Source organism: Pontibacter cellulosilyticus (assembly GCF_014306105.1).
Lineage (GTDB): Bacteria > Bacteroidota > Bacteroidia > Cytophagales > Hymenobacteraceae > Pontibacter > Pontibacter cellulosilyticus.
The window spans coordinates 98,210-121,435 of record NZ_JACRVF010000007.1 but is presented as its reverse complement, the minus strand read 5'-3'; the positions used below and the strand labels follow the sequence as shown (position 1 = coordinate 121,435).

Annotated in this window: 20 protein-coding genes; 7 read left to right on the top strand and 13 right to left on the bottom strand. The window is 46.1% G+C overall.

The annotated features are described in order from the left end of the window. Positions 1–19 precede the first annotated feature (19 nt). The gene (locus tag H8S84_RS19035; protein WP_187068973.1) at positions 20–1,414 is read right to left on the bottom strand and encodes a T9SS type A sorting domain-containing protein; all 1,395 of its coding nucleotides are present in this window, start codon (positions 1,412–1,414) and stop codon (positions 20–22) included. 240 nt (positions 1,415–1,654) lie between these two features. On the opposite strand from H8S84_RS19035, the gene H8S84_RS19030 reads away from it, so the two are divergent. Together H8S84_RS19030 and H8S84_RS19025 are read left to right on the top strand one after the other, a co-directional pair. Beyond that, positions 1,655–2,437 (top strand): enoyl-CoA hydratase-related protein, encoded by a 783-nt coding sequence (locus tag H8S84_RS19030; RefSeq protein ID WP_187068972.1) that lies wholly within the window; start codon positions 1,655–1,657, stop codon positions 2,435–2,437. Positions 2,438–2,626: 189 nt separating this feature from the next. After that, a complete protein-coding gene (locus H8S84_RS19025; RefSeq protein WP_187068971.1) occupies positions 2,627–3,343 on the top strand; it encodes a TapB family protein in 717 nt (238 codons plus the stop codon). A 75-nt stretch (positions 3,344–3,418) separates the two neighbouring features. Here the strand turns inward: H8S84_RS19025 and H8S84_RS19020 are convergent, their stop codons facing one another. Then, positions 3,419–4,249: a hypothetical protein gene (locus tag H8S84_RS19020; RefSeq protein WP_187068970.1), complete on the bottom strand. Its 831-nt coding sequence runs from the start codon at positions 4,247–4,249 to the stop codon at positions 3,419–3,421. A 91-nt stretch (positions 4,250–4,340) separates the two neighbouring features. Then, positions 4,341–5,057: an ABC transporter ATP-binding protein gene (locus tag H8S84_RS19015; RefSeq protein ID WP_230407262.1), complete on the bottom strand. Its 717-nt coding sequence runs from the start codon at positions 5,055–5,057 to the stop codon at positions 4,341–4,343. 223 nt (positions 5,058–5,280) lie between these two features. Between H8S84_RS19015 and H8S84_RS19010 the strand changes: the two genes are divergently transcribed. Then, positions 5,281–5,865, top strand: coding sequence for a DUF4142 domain-containing protein (locus H8S84_RS19010; protein WP_187068969.1), 585 nt, complete (start codon positions 5,281–5,283; stop codon positions 5,863–5,865). Positions 5,866–5,950: 85 nt separating this feature from the next. Continuing rightward, positions 5,951–6,511, top strand: a complete 561-nt coding sequence (locus H8S84_RS19005) for a DUF4142 domain-containing protein (protein WP_187068968.1) — start codon at positions 5,951–5,953, stop codon at positions 6,509–6,511. 48 nt (positions 6,512–6,559) lie between these two features. Here the strand turns inward: H8S84_RS19005 and uvrA are convergent, their stop codons facing one another. The 7 genes from uvrA to H8S84_RS18970 all read right to left on the bottom strand — a co-directional run bounded on the left by uvrA (position 6,560) and on the right by H8S84_RS18970 (position 17,543). Beyond that, positions 6,560–9,466 (bottom strand): excinuclease ABC subunit UvrA, encoded by a 2,907-nt coding sequence (uvrA, locus tag H8S84_RS19000; protein WP_187068967.1) that lies wholly within the window; start codon positions 9,464–9,466, stop codon positions 6,560–6,562. 130 nt (positions 9,467–9,596) lie between these two features. After that, positions 9,597–9,974, bottom strand: coding sequence for a YidH family protein (locus H8S84_RS18995; protein ID WP_187068966.1), 378 nt, complete (start codon positions 9,972–9,974; stop codon positions 9,597–9,599). Positions 9,975–10,059: 85 nt separating this feature from the next. Then, a complete protein-coding gene (locus H8S84_RS18990; protein WP_187068965.1) occupies positions 10,060–12,750 on the bottom strand; it encodes a T9SS type B sorting domain-containing protein in 2,691 nt (896 codons plus the stop codon). A gap of 200 nt (positions 12,751–12,950) precedes the next feature. Continuing rightward, a complete protein-coding gene (locus H8S84_RS18985) occupies positions 12,951–14,063 on the bottom strand; it encodes a family 16 glycoside hydrolase (protein ID WP_187068964.1) in 1,113 nt (370 codons plus the stop codon). Between the two features lie 111 nt (positions 14,064–14,174). Next, positions 14,175–15,041 carry a helix-turn-helix domain-containing protein gene (locus H8S84_RS18980; RefSeq protein ID WP_187068963.1) on the bottom strand — a complete coding sequence of 289 codons (867 nt, stop codon included), beginning with the start codon at positions 15,039–15,041 and terminating at the stop codon, positions 14,175–14,177. Positions 15,042–15,286: 245 nt separating this feature from the next. Next, positions 15,287–16,150: an LOG family protein gene (locus H8S84_RS18975; RefSeq protein WP_230407261.1), complete on the bottom strand. Its 864-nt coding sequence runs from the start codon at positions 16,148–16,150 to the stop codon at positions 15,287–15,289. A 145-nt stretch (positions 16,151–16,295) separates the two neighbouring features. After that, positions 16,296–17,543 carry an ABC transporter permease gene (locus H8S84_RS18970; RefSeq protein ID WP_187068962.1) on the bottom strand — a complete coding sequence of 416 codons (1,248 nt, stop codon included), beginning with the start codon at positions 17,541–17,543 and terminating at the stop codon, positions 16,296–16,298. Between the two features lie 195 nt (positions 17,544–17,738). Here H8S84_RS18970 and queA point away from each other — a divergent pair, with 195 nt between their 5' ends. The 3 genes from queA to H8S84_RS18955 all read left to right on the top strand — a co-directional run bounded on the left by queA (position 17,739) and on the right by H8S84_RS18955 (position 20,237). Beyond that, positions 17,739–18,785: a tRNA preQ1(34) S-adenosylmethionine ribosyltransferase-isomerase QueA gene (queA, locus tag H8S84_RS18965; RefSeq protein WP_187068961.1), complete on the top strand. Its 1,047-nt coding sequence runs from the start codon at positions 17,739–17,741 to the stop codon at positions 18,783–18,785. Positions 18,786–18,873: 88 nt separating this feature from the next. After that, positions 18,874–19,503: a CatB-related O-acetyltransferase gene (locus tag H8S84_RS18960; RefSeq protein ID WP_187068960.1), complete on the top strand. Its 630-nt coding sequence runs from the start codon at positions 18,874–18,876 to the stop codon at positions 19,501–19,503. Between the two features lie 56 nt (positions 19,504–19,559). Next, on the top strand, positions 19,560–20,237 hold the full coding sequence (locus H8S84_RS18955) for a 2-C-methyl-D-erythritol 4-phosphate cytidylyltransferase (RefSeq protein WP_187068959.1): 678 nt from the start codon (positions 19,560–19,562) through the stop codon (positions 20,235–20,237). Positions 20,238–20,562: 325 nt separating this feature from the next. Here the strand turns inward: H8S84_RS18955 and H8S84_RS18950 are convergent, their stop codons facing one another. The 3 genes from H8S84_RS18950 to H8S84_RS18940 all read right to left on the bottom strand — a co-directional run bounded on the left by H8S84_RS18950 (position 20,563) and on the right by H8S84_RS18940 (position 23,172). After that, complete coding sequence (locus H8S84_RS18950; RefSeq protein ID WP_187068958.1) at positions 20,563–21,288, bottom strand: ABC transporter ATP-binding protein; 726 nt, start codon at positions 21,286–21,288, stop codon at positions 20,563–20,565. A gap of 95 nt (positions 21,289–21,383) precedes the next feature. After that, complete coding sequence (locus H8S84_RS18945) at positions 21,384–21,605, bottom strand: DUF2795 domain-containing protein (protein ID WP_025608825.1); 222 nt, start codon at positions 21,603–21,605, stop codon at positions 21,384–21,386. A gap of 253 nt (positions 21,606–21,858) precedes the next feature. Further along, positions 21,859–23,172 (bottom strand): DUF349 domain-containing protein, encoded by a 1,314-nt coding sequence (locus tag H8S84_RS18940; protein WP_187068957.1) that lies wholly within the window; start codon positions 23,170–23,172, stop codon positions 21,859–21,861. Positions 23,173–23,226 lie beyond the last annotated feature (54 nt).

Here is a 23,226-nt window from a genome sequence, read left to right as displayed (position 1 = left end):
TGTTAAAGTATGATCGTACTTACTGCTTCACAATTCTGCGAACCACAGAGGCATTTTTATCATCAGCAATTTTTACCATGTATACACCTGCAGGTAGTGTGCTTACATCTACAGTAGTAGTAGCGGCCAGTCTGCTTTGCTCGTATACTTTCTGGCCAGTAATGCTGTAAATATTTACGGTGGCATTGCGAACCTTAGCGGCATCTAACGAAATGCGCAGCGTGTTTTGTACAGGGTTTGGATATACTTCTGTTGCCTGAGCCAGCGCATCGTCGGCTGTGCCAGTTACTGTAAGGGTAGTAAAGTTAGAGTACAGGTATCTTTCTTTGTTAACGAAAGCGGCACTTAGTGGGGTGTACTCCTGCACTACAATTTCTGTAATGCTGCCGCTGCCATCTTTTGTGATAATTGCTTTTTCCTCGTTGCTTCGCACCCAAAGGTCAGTTTCATCATCGTAGATCTCTTCCAGCGTGCCAAAGGTGAATGTGGATAAGTATGCTTCGCCGGTAGTTATTTCTTTGGTAGTATAGCGCAGGTGTGGCGTGTGAGTAGAGCCTTCTACATAAAATTCAGTTTCTACAACTGTTCTGGTGCCGTTGGCAGCATCTGGGGTATACACGTATTCATACTTATACTTGCTCCAGGTGTTCAGCATAGTGTCCAGTTCTTCAAGGTAATAGCTGCTGCGCTCTGAGGTACTGCCCACGTAAGCTATATTTGTCTCTTTTTCAACTAATACCCAAGCGTTATTACTATGGTTATAAGTGGTAATGCTGACAGGTCTGTTGTCGCTGCCGTTGTAAGTATAAACCATCTTCTCATCAAGTGTCCAGGCAGATACGGCAGGGGCTGGAAGAAGCACATAAGACTCTGTAACGGTTTCTGTTAGCTGGCCATTTGTACGGGTGTTTGTGCTGCGCATACCCACCGACATTACCCAGGCGCCGTTAGTCCAGTTATAAATGCCAAAGTTTTTTAACGATTCCCCTTCCATCTCAAGCGTCATCTTCATGGAATTAACCCACGCATTATTTTGCCAGGTTTTCAGAAGCATTTCCGTTGACTGACCTAGAGAATTATAGGTATACGTGTACTGCGACAGGTTTATATTATCTGGCAGGCTTATAACAGTAACGGTTTCCTTTAAGCCACGGCTGTTGTAGGTAATGTTGGTACGAATTTTCTCTTCCCACTGGTTTGTCTCGCTCCAGGTGCTGTAAACCTCTGTTTGGGCAACGCGTATGGCTTGGGCTACAGCAAGCCTGGCATTGTCAGTTGCTGTAAGTTTGCTGCTGCTTTTTAGCGGTGCTTTAAAAGAGGGGGCGTTGAATAAAGCTGAAAGATCCTGGGCCTGAAGTAAAGGGCATGCAAGAAGTGCTGCTGTAAACAGCAGAAGCGTAAACATTTTTTTCATAGTAATATAGTTTTATAGGTTTGGTAGCGCTCTTAACTATACAAGTATAGCCTTGAATATCAGTGTTAAACTGATGCAAAGTGTAGCAAATATACAGCGAAGTTTTATAAGTTGTATATGATTAATTATAATATTTGTTATAATTGTTTTAACATAAGGTGTAGGTGGTATGGTATTGTGTTCGCCTTGCCAAACGCTACCGTTTTACTAACTTTGGGTATCACAACAAATAAGAAAAGTATGACTTACGAGTGTTTATTATATGATGTACAGGATGGCGTTGCGACCATCACTCTGAACAGACCTGATGTTTTTAATGCCTTTAACGACCAGCAAAGCTACGACCTGCAGGATGCCCTGAAGCAGGTTGCCCGCGATGAGCAGGTGCGTGTAGTAGTATTGACGGGTGCAGGCAAAGCGTTTTGTTCGGGGCAGGACCTGAAAGCCATTGCAAGTGCCAGCAAGCGCGACCTATCGGAGTCTCTGGAGAAGCGCTATAACCCGATTATAAGCGCCATGCGCAATCTGCCTAAACCTATCATCTGCAAGCTTAATGGTGTGGCTGCCGGTGCAGGCTGCTCGCTTGCCCTTGCCTGCGACATGGTGGTGGCATCTACAGCAGCAAGTATGATAGAGGTGTTCGTGAACGTGGGGCTGGTGCTGGATTCCGGATCATCGTTCTTCCTGCCGCGTGTGGTTGGCTCGCTCAAGGCATTTGAGTTGAGCACACTGGGTTCTAAAGTAACCGCAGAAGAGGCACTGCAGCTTGGTATGGTAAATAAAGTGGTGGCCCCAGAAGAGTTGGATGCTGCCGTAGCAGAGCTTGCCGCACGCTATGCATCAGGCCCTACCAAAGCCATAGGCTTGATGAAGAAAATGCTGAATAAGTCTTTCAACTCTACACTGGACGAAATGCTGGATTATGAGGCTTACTGCCAGAAAATTGCCGGCAACTCTGAAGATTATAAAGAAGGCGTTACCGCATTTAACGAGAAGCGAAAACCACAGTTTAAAGGCGCTTAACACCAGAAACCCTTTACAGGAAAGCCAGCCCACGTGCTGGCTTTTTTTATGCTAAATATTTTTGATGCTACACGAAAATAAGCTGACACTATGCCTCTAAAACCCAAATGCCACGTTTTAAAAAGGACGCTGTTTACCTACATTTATATATGCATTAAAATTAATTATTCGCCTCTTAACTTTCTGATTATGAAAAATTTAGTAAACTGTCTGCTAATCCTATTAATAGCTGTGTTGGCTTTACCAGCCAAAGCACAAAACTGCAATGAGTACATGCTGCTCAGCAACAATGCGCAGTATGAGATTCTAACCTACAACAACAAAGACAAATTAGAGAGCCGGGCCACTTACCATGTAAAGAACGTAAACCGGAACAATGGAAAAGTAGAAGCTACTATCCAGACTAAAATCTATGATAACAAAGACAAGCCAGTATCGGAAGGAGAGTTTACTGTTGGCTGTGACGGAGGAAACATCTCAATGGACATGCGGTCTATGATGAACCCGGGTATGATGGAAGCTTATAAAAACATGGAGGTAAGTATGGAAGGAGATAAAATGTTGTACCCTGGCAGCCTGAAGGCGGGGCAGAAACTAGAAGACGGCACCATGACCATAACCGTAAAAGACAGCGGCAGCGGGCAAACCATGAGCACCATGGCCATGAAGATCACGGATAGAACAGTAGAAGGGAAAGAAAGTATAAAAGTGCCTGCCGGAACGTACGATAGCTATAAGATAAGCCAGAACACTGAGATGGAAAATCGGGCCATGGGTATGAAGATGCCGGGCATGCGCATCCAAACAATAGAGTACTATGTGCCTAACATTGGCATGGTGCGCTCAGAGAGTTACCGCAACGGAAAGCTTATGTCGTACAGCGTGTTAAATAAAGTAAGCAAATAAGCTGCTGCTGATAAAAAGCAAAAGCCGGTTGCACAAGTATGGCGCAACCGGCTTTTGTATAAATAGTCGCTATACTTAGCGTAATTGGATCAGTTTCTTTCTGCCGTTTATTGTTACTTCGGCAACCTTATCGCATGGCTCTCCGCCAATCGGGTCGTAGTTAACGGATAGTGTGCCGCCGCGCTGGTTGGTAATAGTTAGTACACCTGAAACAAAGTTTCTTGCACAGCCAAAGCTCAGTACTTTTTTAAGCGGCTGCTCAATTACGGCTGTGTAGGCTACTCCTCTTCGGTTTACGCCTGATGCCTCGCCTGTTATCAGCCATACATCATCCGTTATAATCGGTGTGTCGTAGCCTGCAATTTTCTCTATTACCCTGTTTGCCTGCCAGGTAGCAGTGCCCTTGGGTGTAGTTATACTTGCGCCTGTTACTACCACACTCATTTTCCTGTTACCCAGGTGTGTTCTAACCTTTGTGCCTGCTATTTGGTTGTCGTTAACGAAGTAGTTCTGTGGCGTAATAGTTACCGATGATCCAACTTCGCCATAACTCCCGTTAAACACCGCTACAAGCTTACCTCGGCGGTAAAGGCCATCGCGGCACAGGCAATTGGTGGTACCAAAATCGATGGTAAGGGTGCGTGAGTCTCTGTTGTAAGAGGTGGTGGCGCACGATGGCAGGCTTGCTGCAGTGGCCATACTTCCTGCCAGCAGCGGCTCTGCAGCAGAGGCATCTTCCACAAACGAATCCAGTGAAGTAAATTCTCCCTCGGCAAGTGCATTGTCTTCAGCAGACTCTGCTTCTATAGCAGCCTGCGCATCCTCGTTGTCTCGTTGGCAGGCAGTAAGTATAAACGTGCTTCCTAGTAGCAAGAGCACAAACAAGTTAAGCAGGCGGTTTTTCATTTTATTTCTCTTTATAGGTGTAGCGTTTAGATGTGCATAATCTACAAAAGTTAAACTCTATATAGAGAAATTTATTATACCTGTAAATGCCTTAAAAAGAATAACCTACCGAAAAGTTAAGCTGTGGCAAGGGCACTAGGAAAATGGCAGAATTCTTTTCGGCAACCACGGCATGCCCGATGATATGTTCCGTTAGTAACTCGTCGGCGCCAACGGAGCGGGCATATTTAATACGGCCACCTAAAGCCAAGCCAATTTCTGTAGTAAAATGCTTGCCCAACTGAAACTGCCCACCAATCTGGTAGCTAAGGTCAATAGAGTTTTGGTATAGCCTGCCAACAAAGCGGTAGTTAGGGTCTGATGGCGGAAGCTGATCTAAGCCAAAAACATTTCGTTCAAAAATAAGCAGCCTGTATCCGAACACTGGGCCGTGGTAAAAGCCAAAAGGAGCTAGTTTCTTATTGGACGTATAGTGGCGCTGGCTCATGCGCACGCTCAATCCATTTACTTTTTTCTCTTCCGGACCGGTTATAAAACCAGCGCCCTCGTCGGAGTCTTTTAAATAAGTTGTGTAAATGTAGCCAAGGCCAAGTTCGTTCGATACACGAGACGACCTCAGCTTTTCGTAAGCAAAACTAACCTGCCCCAAATCAAATGGCCTGAATTTAATTATGCGATCATGCGCTGTGTTGATAACCTTATCTTCAGTATCCAATACTTCCTCATCCTGCACTTGTGCCATGGTTATAGGCGAAAGTATAACTAAGGCTGCAAAAACCAGCCAACGTAAGTGTTCTATGTATTTCATTGTAAGAAAGTTAATTCATCTATCAAGATAAAAGACTGCAAAATAAAGCGTTAGCTTTTAGCTACGGCTGACTAATTCTTTTCGTTTAATATTGCACTATGCGGTGAGTGCGCCCTGAAAAGTAGAACAGCCTGTAACAGTCCGCAATTTAAAACTTGTAAGATTATAGGGCGTATACCCAATCGATTTATATGGAAATCAGCTAACATAAATTTCAAAAGCTATGAAAAAAATTGCATCAACAGGAGTATTGGTGGCGGCTTTCTTATTTGGAATGTCATCTTGTAACCAGGAGCAAGGAGCTGTAGAAGAAGCTCAGGAAACAAACGAGCAAATGGCCGAAGGCACTGAAATGGAAGACCAGATGACAGAGATGTCTGACTTCATGACCAAAGCCGCATCTGGTGGTATGATGGAGGTAGAACTGGGCAAAATGGCACAGGAGAAAGGCCAGATGCAGGAAGTAAAAGACTTTGGGCAAATGATGGTGACTGACCACCAAAAGGCAAACGAACAGCTAAAAGCACTTGCCGCTCAGAAAAACATTGCGTTGCCCGATAGCATGAGTGAAAAACACATGGAACATGTTAATGAACTGCGCAATATGACAGGAGCAGAGTTCGACAAAGCATACATGAGCCTGATGGTAGAAGATCACCAGGAAGATGTTAATTTGTTCGAAGACGCTGCTAATAACCTACAGGACCCAGAAGCTAAAAGCTTTGCAAACGCTACTGTAACTACACTTCTCCAGCACCTGGACCGTGCCAAGCAAGTGAAAGACATGGTGGATAAAAAGAACCAGTAAGGCAAAAGTAGCCTATTAAAGAAAACATATGAAAGCATCTGTAAGTATCTATACTTACAGATGCTTTTTATTTAACCCCATTACTATGAAAGGATATTTAACTTTTGGCTTTTTGCTCTGTCTGCTGTTTATAGTTGGCTGCAACTCTGATGATAGTATAGAGCAGGCAAAAGAGCAAAGTATGCAGCAGTTCGAGGCGGCTGGTGTAGAAAACATGGAGAACGACGCTTTGTTTGCAGCAGAAGCCGTTAGTGCTAATATGCTGCTGGTACAGCTAAGCGATGCAGCCGTAAACAAGGGTGTGAGTCCTGAGGTGAAAAACTTTGCACAGCGCGCAGAGAGCACACATCGCCAAATGAACAACGAACTGGAGGATGTGGCTCGCCAGACAGATATCGTCCTACCTCAGACATTGGGTAATGCAGACCAAAAGATTTATGACGAGCTGATGGAAAAGGAAGGTATAGCCTTTGATGTCGCGTTTATTAGAACAATGCGCGAGCAGCACAAAGAGTTGCTAAGAAGATATGATGATATAGCCGAAAACGGCACCACCATGGAGCTTAAGCAGTTTGCATCAAGGCAACTACCCCTACTGCGACAGCACGAAGAAGCTACCGAAAGATTGGAAGAGAAGATAGAATAAAAAACGGCAGCCACTATATTTTAGTAGCTGCCGTTTTCTTGATATGAACTAGGCCTGACCGTTTTCGCGGTAGTGGCTGGTCTTCAGTTCTTCTTTTAGGAACCGGGAAGTATAGCCTTTTTTCACATTGGCCACCTCTTCAGGTGTTCCGGCTGCAACTATAGTGCCTCCGCCTTCGCCGCCCTCAGGCCCAATGTCGATAATATAATCAGCTACTTTAATCAGGTCCAGGTTGTGCTCGATAATAAGTACTGTATTGCCTTTGTCTGTTAGCTTATGCAGTACCTCCGTCAGGTGCTCAATGTCCTGGAAGTGAAGTCCCGTAGTTGGCTCATCCAGAATATACAGTGTTTTGCCTGTGTCCTTCTTGGAGAGTTCTGTTGCCAACTTTACGCGCTGCGCTTCTCCACCTGATAAAGTGGTAGCCTGCTGACCGAGTGTAATATATCCCAAGCCAACGTCATTCAGGGTCTGTATTTTGCGGAGTATGCGCGGCTGGCTCTCAAAAAAGTCTACAGCTTGCTCTACCGTCATATCCAGCACGTCGGTTATACTTTTGCCTTTAAAGCGAACTTCCAATGTTTCGCGGTTGTAGCGTTTGCCTTTGCACACTTCGCATGGCACATACACATCCGGCAGGAAATTCATTTCAATGGTACGCATACCAGCACCCTCACATGCTTCGCAGCGTCCACCCTTCACGTTAAATGAGAAGCGGCCCGGTGAGTAGCCTCTGATCTTGGCCTCCGGCAATTGCGCAAACAACGTACGGATATCTGTAAACACTCCGGTATAAGTAGCCGGGTTAGAGCGAGGAGTACGGCCAATCGGCGACTGGTCCACTTCTATTACTTTGTCCAGGTGCTCTAGGCCTTCTATACTTTTATAAGGTAATGGCTCACGCTTGGCTCTGAAGAAGTGTGTGTTAAGTATAGGGTACAGCGTATCGTGTATCAGCGACGACTTGCCACTACCCGACACACCCGTTACACAGATCATCTTACCTAATGGCAGCTCCAGCTTCACGTTTTTCAGGTTATGGCCGGTTGCGCCTTTGAGTACAAGCTTTTCGCCGTTGCCCTCGCGCTTTTTACGCGGTACAGGTATGCCTCTGCGGTTGCTCAGGAAGTCTGCAGTAGTCGTTCCGGCTTTCATCATCTGCTCAGGTGTGCCTGCTGTAACTACCTGGCCTCCATGTATACCTGCTCCCGGGCCAATATCCACGACATAATCCGACTGCATGATCATATCTTTGTCGTGCTCCACTACAATAATGGAGTTACCCAGATCGCGGAGATCTTGTAAGGCTTTTATCAGACGTTCGTTGTCGCGCTGGTGCAGGCCTATACTTGGCTCGTCCATGATATAAAGCACACCAACCAGCTGCGTACCAATCTGGGTAGCTAAACGGATACGCTGGCTCTCGCCACCCGAAAGCGTTTTTACAGGGCGGTGCAGGCTCAAATAATCTAAACCAACATCCAGCAAAAAGCCGATACGCTTACGAATTTCCTTTAGCAGCTCCCGCGCAATTACGTTCTGGCGTTCACTCAGTCTTTCCTCCAGTCCCTCAAACCAAGCGGCTAGTTTAGTGATATCCAATACAGAAAGCTCACCGATGTTCTTGCCGTCAATCTTAAAGTGCAGCGATTCTTTTTTGAGCCTGTGGCCATTACATTCTGGGCAAACGCTGTTCTGCGTAAAATCTTCAACCCAAGAACGAATGTTGTCAGAGTCGGAGTCCATCTGGTTTTTGAGGAAATTGATGATGCCCTCAAACTCCACGATGTAGCTGCCCTTCTTGGTATTCACTTCCAGGTCCTCCTCTAAACCATACAGTAGCACCTTCAGCATATCCTCCGGCAGGTCTTTTATAGGCGTAGAAACAGAAATCTTGAAGTGCTTAAACAGCGCCTCTATTTGCTTGAAAATCCAGATGTCGCGGTACTCGCCCAACGGCGCTATACCACCCCGGCGTATACTTAAGTTCTTGTCAGGTATAACTGATTCTTCGGTAATCTCCTGTATCTCTCCCAAGCCGTTACACACTGGGCAGGCACCGTAAGGCGAGTTAAACGAAAAGGAGTTTGGAGCCGGGTCGTCGTAGGCAATGCCAGTGGCAGGGTCCATGAGGTGGCGTGAGAAGAAATGCGTTTTATCAGCATCCACATCAAGTATAAGCACCGTGCCTTTGCCGTGCGTCAGGGCATTCTGGATAGAGCTGGACAGCCGGAAGCGATCTTCTTCCTTCACCACGATCTTGTCCACCACAATTTCGATGTCATGGATCTTGTAGCGATCAACCTGCATCTTTGGCGTTATTTCTACCAGTTCGCCGTCTACGCGGGCACGAATAAAGCCCATTTTGCGGATCTGCTGGAACAACTCGCGGTAGTGACCTTTACGGCCTTTTACCACCGGCGCCAGCACCACAATACGTTTGCTGTCAAAGTTCTCCAAGATGTGGTTTACAATTTGATCATCGCTCTGGCGCACCATTTTATCGCCGGTTACATAACTGAATGCCTCTGCAGTACGTGCCCACAGTAGTCGCATAAAGTCATAAATCTCGGTGATGGTGCCTACGGTAGAGCGTGGGTTGCGGCTGGTAGTTTTCTGCTCAATGGAAATTACCGGCGAAAGCCCCTCTATTTTATCAACGTTCGGCCTCTCAAGTCCGCCCATAAATGAGCGGGCATAGGCCGAGAAGGTTTCCATGTAGCGGCGCTGCCCTTCGGCATAAATCGTATCAAAGGCCAGGGAAGACTTGCCCGAGCCACTGATACCGGTAAACACTACCAGTTGATAGCGCGGTAGCTTAATGGAGATATTTTTCAGATTATGTTCACGGGCACCGTATACTTCTATCTGTTGCGCATCGCCGTTTATACTTGGGGTTTGTGCGCTGGTTGCTGTGCCTGTTAAAGCAGTTTGTTGCTCTTGGTTGAAATCCATTCAGGATAAGTGGTTTTAAATCGCAATTTACAAAAATGCAAGGGTTTTACAGCAGCAAAACCCTAACCACTCTTAACAGAAAACAGAGGTAATTGGTTTACCATTCTGCAGGTAAAGTAGCAGGAGATGCTTAATCTATGTTGCCGTAGCTGCTTGCTTCCTTTTCGTGAATCTCGGCGTGGTGATGGCTGGTTTTGGAGTAATGCTGGTGGTGGTTGAGAATAGTTTTCTGTTTCAGGCGGTAACGGTAAAAGCCATATACTCCAAGCGCTAAGCCTAAAGGAAGCAGTATAAAACCGGCAACTTTCAGGTACAGGTCGTTGGCAAACTTAACAGCCACGATGCTGGCACCTATAATGGCTATGGCCGTGCGTACATAAGCCATAAAAGTACGCTCATTAGCAAAAACAGTGCGTTCCAGAGCCATTTGGTCCCTGATTTCGCTGTTCTTCTTCTCCTGTACTTTCAGCTTTTTCTTCAGCCGCTTTATTTCGTCTTTGTCATGCATGGTTTTGCCGCCTTTAAAAATATACGGCCATAGTAGCGTTAAGTATATTGAACATTACAGCTACTATACTTAGGCTCGGCAATAGCTAAAAGACTACCTCCAGCGATCCCTTATATGTTCTGCCTGTGGCTGGGTGTGTAAGATGATAGAAGTATACACCAGTACCTGCTGCGGCAGGCGGTGCCCAGTCGTTTTTATAATTGTTGGCGCGGTATACTTCCTTTCCCCAGCGGCTATAGATCTTCAGCTCCCAGTTATCTTCCATAAGGCCATGCACAAAGAACACATCGTTTAAGCCATCGCCATTAGGAGTGATGATATTTGGTACAAACAAGCCGCCAACACAATCTTTAAATTTAATCCGTATCTCGTCGTTGGCTTCGCAGTGCTGGTTGTAGGCGCTAAGCTTATATACTCCAGGTTTGGTAACTGTAAGCTTTGCCTCAGTGCTGCCGTCCTGCCATTTATACTTTACGCCTCCTGGTAGTTCCCTGCCTATCACTAGTGTGTCGCCGTAGCAAAGGGTGGTGTCGTTGCCCAGGAAAATGGTAGGGCGTACCAGATAAGGCACCCAAATCTGATCGCGTACAGTGCAGCCAAACTCATTGGTTACATCTACCCAATAGGTACCGCTTTCTTTTACAGTAAAGGTTGGGCTGGTAGAGCCATCCTGCCACAGATAGGTAGAGTTAGGAAAGGTAGCATTAAGCAGCAGTGTTTCGCCGGTGCAAAGGGTCGTATCTCGGCCAAGGTTTACTACAGGTAGAGGCAAATGGTTAATGTTGATGGAGCCAGTAGCACTGCAGCCTTTGCTGTTGGTAAGCGTTACCGAATACTTGCCCGGGGCCCTTACAGTGAAAGTAGGAGCCGTGCTGCCATCCTGCCACCTGTAGGTCATGCCGGATTGAGTGGCATCAAGCGTAATGGTGGTATTGGCGCAGATATCCTTGTCCGGCCCCAGGTTAACAACAGGCAAATCGTTATACTTGATGTTGATTTCGTCGACTACTGTACAGCCTTCTGCATTAGTTACCTCTACACGATATGTGCCGGGGCTCGTAACTCTAAAGGTAGCATCGGTAGAGCCATCTTGCCAACGGTAAGTGGTGCCTTGGTTAAATGCGTTTAATCCTAACACATCTCCTTGGCATAACTCTTTATCCGGACCTAAATTTACAACAGGTAAAGGCAAATGCGACACTTTAACAGTGGCGCGAGTGGTACAGTTGCCAACTTTCACATCCACCCAATATGTACCAGGAGTGGAGGTAGTGATGGTAGGGGAAGTAGCGCCAGTACTCCAGGTATAGTTTGCATTAGCTATAGTAGCACCTAATGTAACTGAAGCGCCCGGACATATTTTTCGCTCAGGACCCAAGTCTACTACCGGCGGAGCTTGAATTTGAAAGGTAATAGCATAGGTTTCAGTTTTGTTGTTGATGTGGCGGGTAAAAGTAACTGTATAGGTACCAGGGGCGCTGAAGTTATGGCTGGCGCTAAGATTGCTGGAGGTATTGTTTGCCCCGGATGCCGGGTCGCCAAAATCCCACTGCATAAAGGTAGGCTGCTCCCATGGCGGTGCGTCAAAAGAGAAGTGGCTGGGTTGGCCAAAGCAGTTAAGTGTATACTTTACATCATATGAATAACTGAAGTAGCTTTGTATAAACGCCGGTAAGCCCATTTGGCTTTTCCTGCCGCCTAAATCAACGCCATTGTCTACGTAGTTGATGGCAGCGCCTGCTGCATTGGGGTTATTAATGACGCCAATATGTGTGTTAGTAACTTTTGCAACGTAAATTTTTCCATCAGGGCCCAACTGAAGACTGTTTCCGACATAGCGAGTGCTGGAATTAAGGTTAATTTGAGCTACTTCTCTGCGGGAAGCGATTATTGTAGCTTCTAAATTAGAGCTAAGGTCGTACTGGATCAGCCTTGTGCCCGCATCTACCGTAACGTAAAGCTTCGTGTTGTCCGGCGAAAACTCAACTCCATAGGGTGAGGTGCCCACAGGCAAACTAACGCTGGAAGAGAGAGAAGGCAGTGACAACAGCATGCCGGTAGTTTTATCAAATGCGAATATCTGCACACTGTTACCTATAAAATTAGTGACTGCTATTTTGCTACCGTCAGGGGATATTTTCATGCACCCAATAGCAGATACGCCGTTTAGGTCAGAAGGAATAGTATTGCCGATACTGCTTTTAGTGGCAACAGTCTTGATGCCATTTTCAGTAACCAAGTAGGAATAGTAAGTGTTGGAACCATACTCGTGCGATACCACCCAGATATCCTTTTTGTTTTGATGCAGTGTGGCTGTAAGCTTTTCTGCTGTAGGGGTGTAAAGAAGTATGTTTTTCTCTGTTACTTCACCTAAACCACCTGCTCTGGACATATCAATGGTGCTGTAGCGTAAGCCATTGGAGCGACCGTTATTGTCGGTTGTAAAAAGGTAGTAGATAGTTTTGCTACCGGGTTTAGGTACTATAAGGCAGGATTGCGCTGAGCTTGAGTGGCCCAGTAAGCCGCTGCCATTGGCCATTACCTGGTGCTGCTTGTTCCAAACAGTGGTGCCATCAGAGTAAAAAAGCAAGTTGCCCTGATCATCAGCAATAGAAGCAGTACCTTCGAAAGCGTCCATGGCGCTGTTAGTAAGTGGAACTGGTTTGCCGCTGTTAAAGTCGAGGCCAGCAGTGCCAAAGTACCAGATGTTGGTGTGCTTTTGATCTTGGAACTGTGCCTGTGCCGTTAGCTGAGTTATGCAGCAAAGCAGTAGCATTAATGGCCATTTACACCACGTACGAAAACTGTTACCAAGAGCCATACTATTTTTTTGAGCTGATTTGTCCAATATGCTGTAAATATAGCTGTTGGATTGTAATGGTAAAGAGGTTGTTGCAGATATTTTAGTAAACAAAAGTAAACAAAAAGCCCTTGCCGAAGCGGCAAGGGCTGTACTCAAAAAATCAATCAAACATTTTATTTTATACTAATTCCTGTCATGTCTTCAAACCGTCCCATAATACCCCAACCATTAGCCCTAGACGACAAAGCGACAAGTATGGTATTACTACCTCTTCTAAGCGGGAGGTAAAGAGCGTTGGTGCGGAGATTTTTGTCTATTTCGCCCCTAAAGATCATGTTTTTGGCTCTGAAGCTGTTGTCGCCGAAGAAAATAGGCTGTCCGTTTACCAGCACGTGCGCTTTGTTGCTGTACTCAAAGTATAGCTTCTTTGTCTGCTCCTTATCTGATTTAAGTTCCAGCTTCACCCACACCATATCATCGGTGTTGCTCTCAAACGCTTCCGCTTCCTGCTTGCTGCGGTACTGAGCGATATTTAGTAACCCTTGTGCATCGGTAGGTAACGTCTCCCACTTTAGCTGCTGCAGGTTCGGCCATGATTCGGGCTGTACATCCTTTACCAGAAACGGCTGCGATACTTGCCATCTTTGTATAGCATTGGCCGGCAAATCTGTACTAACTGTTGTGGTAGGTGCTGAGGCGGGATTTAGAGGCGTAAAGTTGAAGTTGCTGAAGTGCGCCCCATTCAAAGTCCAGAGGCCAAACTTGCCGCCTTTGCTGCCGTGAAGCAAGTTAGGTATGACCATAGCCGGTGTGTCGGAGTGGTCGAGGTATACTTTTGCCAGAGCGCCCTGTACGTGTATCTTTAAGTGGATCCACTCACCCGGTTTAAACACCTGCCTTGACTGGTGCTCGGCGTACAGCTGCCACGAACTGCTTCCGTTGAACACAGGTGTGTACTGCAGCGCGTCCGGCTGCCCCGACTTGCCTTGGCGAATGTAAATTTCTTCGTAGTTGTTTTTGCCGTCGTGCCGGAAGATGATGCCAGCCATACCGCGTGCCGGATCTGGCGCAATGTCTACCTCCAGAATTCCATCCTGCATCTCAGCCTCCTGGTAAAGCAAGTGCCCGCGCTGCAGGTACAGGCTTTCCTGCCCCAGGTGCTTTTCTACTTTTGTTTTTTCCCCATCAGCGGCCCAGTTACCTGAGTTAAATGAAAATTTACCTTCACTGGCCATAGCGGTTGCGCTTATGACTAAACTCCACAGAAAAACGAATAGCTTTTTCATAGTCTTACTTTGTACTGTTAATTAAAGCAGTTTTTGCTCGAACTGCATAGTACAAAGGTCGGCTAAAGTATGGCGCTGCAACAGGTCGTTTTGCAGGTTGTTATGGTCAATTTATACTTGGCTGCGATAGATCTTCGGCGACTGCCCCACCTGTGTGCGGAAGAAGCGGTTGAAGTTGGCGGTATCGGAGAAGTTGAGGCTGTAGGCAATCTCAGCTACGGTTTTGGAAGTATACAGCAGTTGCCGTTTCGCCTCCAGTAGCAGGCGGTTTTTGATAAGCGTAGAGGCAGTGGCCCCGAAGTACCGCTGGGTAATACTGTTTAGATGCGCAGGAGTAGTATGCAGCAACTGCGCGTACTCCTGCACCTGGTGCTTTTGCTGGTAATGTTGCTCCAGCAGCTTCCGGAAAGTATAAACAACGTGGTTGCCCTCGGTATCGGCGTTGGTGCTGTGCTGCTGGGCATATAAGCGGTTTAGGCTAATGAGCAACTGGTACAGCAAAGCGCGCAGCATATGAGGGCTGTCGTTCTGCAGTTGCTTTATCTCCTGTTCAATGGCCTGTATGGTTTGCTGGTGCTGCTGGAAACCAGAAGCAGGTGCGAGTATACCGGAAGGTTGCCCTGCATTGTTAAAGAACTGAAACCGGCTCAGGAAAAGCGGATCATTAAAAAAGCTGGTGATAAAATCCTCCTCAAAAAATAAAGTATAGCCAGCCACTTCGCCTTTTGCATTCCACTGACGTACCTGCCCCGGCGAGGTAAATACTATCCTTCCCGGTTCCAAAGTATAAGCCACTCCGTCTAAGCTAAAGGTGCCGCTGCCGTGCTCCAGGAACATGATGTCGTAAAACGAAAGCACATGCGGTGTGTCCGAAAGCACAAAGTTCTGCAGCGATTCCATACGCCCCACATCCAGTAGCAGCTCTTGGCCATACTTATTCCGAAGAAAATCGAAGTGCAGGATGTTTTGTTTGGGCATGGGTGGTTAAAGCAGAATAAGTGATTGTGTGTATGAGATAAAGTTGTCATCTCGAACATCGTGAGAGATCTTTTTAGGATTCTCTTATACAAGTTTTATAGAAATCTCTGACGTTGTTCGATATGACAAATCGTTAAGGCCTTAGTAATGAAAGTTTCTGTATACTTCCCTAACAAATATAGTATAAAAGCGAAAGCCCGCTACCAGGGCAGCGGGCTTTCGTGTAAGTATAAAACCTCTTTCTCTTAGAAGTTTGGAGACAGCAGGTATTTGCTGTAGAAATCGTCAATCACTTTTACAGCTTCCGACGGGTCATCTACGATGTGTACCAGATCCAAATCTTCTGGGCTGATGTTACTTTCCACTTTCAGCATCACATCCTCTACCCACTGCATTAGGCCACTCCAGTACTCACGGCCTACCAGCACGATTGGGAATGCACCGATCTTCTTGGTCTGGATCAGCGTGATCGCCTCGAACAACTCATCAAGCGTACCAAAGCCACCTGGCATAACCACGAAGCCCTGCGCATACTTCACAAACATTACTTTACGCACAAAGAAGTAATCAAAATTGATCAACTTATCTGAGTCGATATAAATATTGTTGAACTGCTCGAACGGCAGGTGGATGTTAAGACCCACAGATTTGCCGCCTTCTGAGTGAGCACCTTTGTTGCCGGCCTCCATAATGCCTGGGCCTCCGCCTGTAATTACACCGTAACCGTGGCGCACCAACTTAGCGGCAATCTCCTCGGCCATAATGTAATACTTGTGTGTGTTTTTAGTACGGGCAGAGCCGAAGATAGAAACGCATGGGCCAATTTTAGCCAGTTTCTCAAATCCTTCCACAAACTCCGACATTACTTTAAATATCTGCCACGAGTCTGCGATCTTTATCTCATTCCAATCTTTGTCTACAAATGCCTGGCGAATCTTTTTGTCCTCTGGCGAGGCAGGAGGCGCAGTAACCTGGCCGCTTTCGCGCAAATCAGTTACTGATCTTGCCTTGTTCTCGTTTACATCCGGCTTCAGGATAGTTTGCCCGCTGCCTGTGTTCAGCTCCTGATCCTGGAGCTTTGTTTTGCTTGTCTTTCTAAGCTTTGTCATAATTTTTCGTCATCTTCATCATAGAGGCACGCGTGCCTCCAGGCGCCAGCATATGTCGGCGCACATCATCTCTATAAAATAAAATTTAAGGGTGTTTTGCATCAAGTGAGGAAGCACTGCAAATCAACCAAGGGTGTAAATATATCTATTTGGAGCGTATTGCAATAACAGGATCCAAATTTGAGGCTAAAACAGCTGGAATTATCCCTGAGAGCATACCTATCACCGCCGATACGCCAAGCCCAAGTATAATGTTGCCCACCGACAAAGATACCTCCATCATATCCTGCGGGATGAGCGTGAGCAGGAAAACAAGCAAAATGCCTATGCCTCCGCCAATTAAGCTCAGGAATACTGACTCGAACAGGAACTGGAAAAGTATGAAATAATTTTTAGCTCCCAATGATTTCTGTATTCCGATAATGTTGGTGCGCTCTTTCACAGACACGAACATGATGTTAGCGATGCCAAAGCCGCCCACAAGTATGGCAAAACCACCGATTACCCAACCCGCCAGACCTACTACCTCAAAGAAACCGCCAATTGCCTGTGTAGCCATCTCTGGCCGGTTCAGAGCAAAATTATCTTCATCGCGCGGCCGCAGGCCACGTATGTTTCGCATCAAACCACGTATTTCGTACTCTAACTCCAGCAGGCCAGCATCCTCTTCGCGGCCTTTTACAGAAATAGTAGATCCGAGCCCATCTGGGCCAACATCAAACATTTTAGCGAAGGCACCATACGGAATAATACCCATTTGGTCGTAGTTAGGCAAACCAAACATGCTTTCGCCCTGCTTTTCCATTACCCCGATTACAACAAGCTTTTGCCCTGCCACCTTTACCTGCTGCCCCAATGGCTCTGTGTAGGGGAAAAGCGCGGTGGCCATTTCGCTGCCGATAATTACTACATTACGCCCTCCGTCAACTTCCTGAGGTATGAAATAGCGGCCGGTTTCGATCGGAATTTCAGCTACTTTGTTATACTCAAAGGTTACTCCCATTAAGTTGGCGTCAGAGAAGCTGTTGCTGCCCTGCTTAAAAGTGTTGTTTCCTTTGTCTACAAAAATAGCTGCTCCGGCATCATTTGTAAGGTTGCGCTCCAGCAGCCTGAACTCACGCATATTAGGCTCAGGTCGCTGAAAATACTTCCACCACGGATAGTTGCCCCCAAAAGACCAAGGCCACTTTTGCACATAAATTACCTTATCACCTATAAAGCTCATGCTATCGCGCACATTCTTCTCAAGCGAATCTACCAGCGTAAAAACTGAGATGATGGCAAATATACCTATGGTAACCCCTAGTAATGATAGAATAGTACGCAGCAGGTTAGAGCGCAGCGCTTGCCATGCAAAACGGAAGCTCTCAGCTATCAAGCGCAGGTATATCATAGTTTTCTGGTAATATTATCTGGTTGGGCAGAAGTAATTTTCTTAAAAGTAAGAATAATTCGGGCAAACTAAGTAAATTTGCGGCTCGATTTTTTGTTTTTTTGCTGGGTTAAGCTTGTTAAACCCCGGTGGGGTATTTGCCTGTTTTATAGCCAGACACATTTACTTAAAGTTTAATACCGTAATATTAAATTTATGAAATTATCAGAATTTAAGTTTGACCTCCCTGAGAACCTGTTAGCAACGCACCCAAGCGAAAACCGCGATGAGTCGCGCATGATGGTAGTGCACCGCGACACAGGCAAAATAGAGCACCGCATTTTTAAAGACATCCTGGAGTACTTCGATGATGGCGATGTGATGGTGGTAAATGACACGAAGGTGTTCCCAGCCCGCCTGTATGGCAACAAAGAGAAAACAGGTGCCAAAATTGAGGTTTTCCTGCTGCGCGAGCTAAACAAAGATATTCACCTGTGGGATGTGCTGGTAGATCCGGCGCGTAAGATACGAGTAGGTAATAAGTTATACTTTGGCGACAGCGACCTGGTAGCCGAGGTAATTGACAATACAACATCGCGTGGGCGTACCATCAAGTTCTTGTTTGATGGTACTGACGAGGAGTTCTATAAAACCATTAACGATTTGGGCGAAACGCCGCTTCCGAAATACATTAAGCGTGAGGCTGAGCCGGAAGACAGAGATCGTTACCAGACAGTTTACGCTAAAAACGTAGGTGCTGTGGCTGCTCCAACGGCAGGTTTGCACTTTACAAAAGAGGTAATGAAGCGCCTGGAGATCAAAGGCGTTGACATGGCTCCAATAACACTGCACGTAGGCTTGGGTACTTTCCGTCCGGTAGATGTGGAAGACCTGACCAAGCACAAAATGGACTCAGAGAACTTTATGGTTCCTGCCGATACTGCTGAGCTTGTAAACAAAGCACTGGATAACAAGAAGCGTGTTTGCGCCATTGGTACTACTACTATGCGTGCACTGGAGTCTTCGGTATCAGCGAACAACCGCCTGAAGCCGAACGAAGGCTGGACAGATCGTTTTATCTTCCCTCCATATGACTTTAAGATTGCGAACGCCCTGGTAACTAACTTCCATATGCCTGAGAGCACGCTCCTGATGATGGCTGCTGCCTTTGGTGGCTATGAACTGATCATGAAAGCTTACGGAGAGGCGGTAAAAGAGAAATATCGTTTCTTTAGCTACGGCGACGTAATGCTTATCCTGTAACTTTATTCGTTACCTAAAATATAGATGCCCCAACCTGACTGGTTGGGGCATTTTTTATACTTTTAGTTCTGACAAAAACCATAAAACTATGACTGGACCAGATCCAACTATCACTTACCCGCTGCCGCACTACAAAAAGCTGGTTTTCTTGAAAAACATCATCCAGAACCCTAACATTGAAGTAGGAGATTATACTTACTACGACGACCTGGAGGACCCAAGCAACTTTGAAAAGAACGTGCTCTACCACTTCGATTTTATCGGGGATAAGCTGCTGATCGGTAAATTCTGTGCCATTGCATCCGGTGTAAAGTTTATCATGAACGGCGGTAACCACGAAACCAAGCCTATTTCCAGCTACCCGTTTCAGATCTTCGGGAGTGGCTGGGAAAGTATATCAAATCGTGTGGCCTATCCTATGAAAGGAGACACTGTGGTGGAAAATGATGTGTGGATAGGCACCGAAGCAGTGATCATGCCGGGCGTTAGAATAGGCAACGGAGCAATAGTGGCAACTAAGGCAGTTGTAACCAAAGACGTACCAGACTATGCCATAGTAGCCGGGAACCCTGCCGTGGTGGTAAAAATGCGCTTCACGGAGGATCAAGTCCAGCAGTTGCTAAATATAGGCTGGTGGAACTGGAATGTGGAAAAGATAACCCGTAACCTGCACCTGATCCATGCTACAGACGTGGAGGCACTTGCAACCTGTGAGTAAAGTATAGCCAGAACTCATCATTCGGAACTCGGCACTGTAAAACTTATCTTTGTTGTATGGCTCAACTCCCGGAATATGCAATTATTGTAGCTGGCGGCACCGGTGCCCGCATGCAGCACGACCTTCCCAAGCAGTTTATAGAAGTGGCTGGTAAACCTATACTTATGCACACGATAGAGCGCTTCTATAAGTATAACCCTGCTATCAGGTTGATAGTGGTACTGCCGCAGGAGCAGTTAACTACTTGGCGTGAATTGTGCCGCAAGCATAACTTTAAGCTTTTCCATATGACAGTGGCCGGAGGCACAACACGTTTTGGCTCGGTAAAAAATGGACTAGGTGCCGTAATGGGAGATGGTTTGATTGCTGTGCATGACGGTGTGCGCCCATTTGTAGAGGTTGAGACAATACAGGCAGCCTATGTAGCCGCGACAAAGTATGGCAGCGCTGTGGTAGCCGTTTCACCAAAAGACTCCATCAGGGAACTGACAGAAGAAGGAAGCCGCGCAGTGCCGCGCACAAAGTATAAACTGGTGCAAACGCCGCAGGTTTTCCAGGCAAGTATACTTCGCAAAGCCTACGAGCAGCCAGAGCAGGAGTACTTCACCGACGACGCCTCGGTAGTGGAAAGTATAGGCGAGAGTATAACTTTAGTAGAAGGCAGCTATCGCAACATCAAAATCACCACACCAGAAGATTTGATCTTGGCAGAATCTTTCGCGAGTGGTAATTAAGGAGGATTGGGTTGATTACTAGGAGTGATTTGTAAAAAGGATTCCAACCCCTAACCCCTCCTTATCCAAGGCAGGGAACTCTCGCATTACTCCAGTAAAAGTATAGGCATAGTAGCTTCTGCTTGACCTCCTTTAAACTGCGTTCCCCGGAACAAGTCTGGGATGTGCCACTTGCAGGATGACAAATGAAAAACAATTGCTATTATGATTGCAAGTAGTAAGTAAAATTCCCTGCCTTGGATAAGAAGGGGTTAGGGGTGGTTGGCCCGGTACTGCAATACAATCCTCCTGATCCTATAATCCTGAAAATCCTGATTCAGACAGGCTATGAAATTACCTGCCGCCCAGCCTCCAGAAAAACTTGATTCTCCTGAACAACCTCAGCTGAAATAGGTTCAAGTATAGGTTCAGGCTTAGAAAGGTTTAGCAGGTAGCCCTGCAGAGGGACCAGGTTACTCAAGTCGTGTGTGATGCAAAGTATGGTTTTGCCCTTTGTTATCGCCCAATCCTGCAGCAGGCTAAATACCTTATTTTTATAGTATACATCCAACTGTTGGGTCGGCTCATCTAAAAATATGATCTCAGCGTCCTGCAGCATCAGTTGTGCCAGCCATACTAGCTGTTGCTCTCCTCCGGATAAAGTCGTGAAGTCGTGGTCGATGAGGTGGGAGAGTTGCAATTGCTCTAATATTTGAGCTGCCTGTGTATAATCTGCGGTATCGTAATTCTCAAAAAATCGCTTCTTCCGGAATAAGCCCATCACTACCAGGTCGTGCACCTTTATCGGGAAGTTTATTACGTTTTTCTGCGGGAGGTAAGAGAGCAGGCCTTTTTCAGCAGGATTGGAAAGTTGCTTCAGGTCTTGGTTATGTAGCAGCAGTTGCCCTTCATAATCGATTTTCTGCTGAAAAGCTTTGAAAAAGGTTGTTTTGCCTGCACCGTTATGGCCAATAATTGCCACAAAGGCAGGAGAGGGTACAGAAAAAGAAAGGTTGCGAATCAGGACCCTATGGCCATAACCCGCAACCAAGTTTTTTACTTCAACGATCAAGATCAGATTAATTAAAAATTAGAGATTCAAAATTAGAAATGTGAGTATCCTTTAAGAGCAATTTCTAATTCCTAATTCGTAATTTCTAATTAGCCTTAGTACTCGTCTTCGTTAAACATGAAATCCTCTTTCGTAGGATAATCAGGCCAGATCTCTTCGATGTTCTCGTAAGGCTGTCCGTCGTCTTCCAGGGCTTGTAGGTTTTCTACAACTTCCATTGGGGCACCTGAGCGAATTGAAAAGTCGATTAACTCGTCTTTTGTTGCTGGCCAGGGTGCATCTTCCAGGTATGAGGCTAATTCAAGTGTCCAGTACATAGTATTTTCTCCTTTAACTTATTGGCTGTTTTGAATGGATTGCAAAAGTATGAATAAATATAAAAACTAAAATTTTTTACTCAAATAAATTGCTTTTTTGTCTGTTTTTAACAACACAACGCAAATAAGGCACAAATGTTCAAAAACGCACATATTTTTTCGTGCAATTCTAACAAGAGGTGAAGTGCTTGTGTTTGAGCAAAAAAAAACGCCTGCTACAGCTGTAGCAGGCGCTTCTATACTATGTTTGCAATTACTTAGTTATGGCGCTCAACTGGCCCTGAAACATCTCGATTAGTTCCTGCTTGGTGTTGATCTTGCGGTTAAAGTTACGGATTTTACCCTTCAACATGTTGCGGAACGAGTCGTTGCCAGGCGCATCACTCAACTTGCCTAAGTTGTCTTCTAAAAGGCTCAGCTCGTTTTTGTCGGATTTGATGAAATCCCTTAGTGCGTTGATGCGTGCCTGTAAACCGTCTGTTTCAGTAAAGGTTTCGTTTCCGGCTTGCTGGCGCTTACGGATGTAATGCTCTAGGCTGCTCATCTCAAATACCCTGTCGCAGGCTTTGATAAAGCGTTCCCAGATCATATCTGACACACTTGGGTGCACAGGTCCTACCTTTTTCCACTCGGCCTGCAGTTCTTTAGCGCCTTTAACGGCATCATTCAGGCTGTTTTGCTGCAGCAGCTTTTCGGCTTGTATAGCCAATTCTTTCTTGCGCTCGAAGTTAACCTCGTAGTACTTCTCCCTCGACTCGTTCTTCTCGTTGTTTATTTTCTGCTTCAGGCGGTCAAAGAAATGGTTGTGTGCCTTGCGGAACTCCGTCCACAGGTTAGTGGTGGTTTTGCGTGGCAGGTTGCCGCCTACTTCTTTCCACTGGTTTTGGAGTTGCTTTAGTTTGGCTGTAGTGCCTTCCCAGTCCTCTGAGTTCTGTAAAGCCACCGATTGCCTGATAAGGTCTCTGTACCGCTCGTATGTGCGGTTGAGCATGCGCTTCTTGTCCTCGAAGTAGTTTTTCTTACGCTCAAAAAACTTATCGATGGCATTCCGGAAACGCTCTTCTATTTCGTCGGTCAGTTCTTTTTCTACAGGGCCGGTTTTGATCCAGGTGCTGCGCAGGTCTTTCAGCTTTTCAGTGGCTTCTTTCCACTCAATGCTGTTGCTGTGTGCCTCTGCTTCCTGTATCAGGGCAATTTTTGTAGAGAGATTTTTTTCGCGATTCTGTTTTATGGTTTCGTTGATGTCTTCCTCTGCCTTGGTAAGCGTATGGTAGACCTGCTCAAAATCGCCAAGAGCATCATAGTTGCCTACCTGCTCTTTCATGTGCAGCACCTTCATCAAAAAGGAGCCTTTGTTTTCGGAGGTTGCGATACGCTCCAGCAGGCTGTTTACCTTGCCTTGGAACATTTCGAAACGCTTAGCGAAGTATACCAGCGAATCATCTTCTGACTCTTTTACCTCACCCACCTGTCTGGCTGGGTAATTCATAAAGGGCTTTAACCACACTTGCTGGTCTTGAATAAAGCCATATTTTTTGGCTTCTTCCAATAGGTTGTTGTTTTCCATGTTACTGGATTGGGTTATGGATCGAAAAAAGGGTAAGGCGTTTAGTTTAAACTA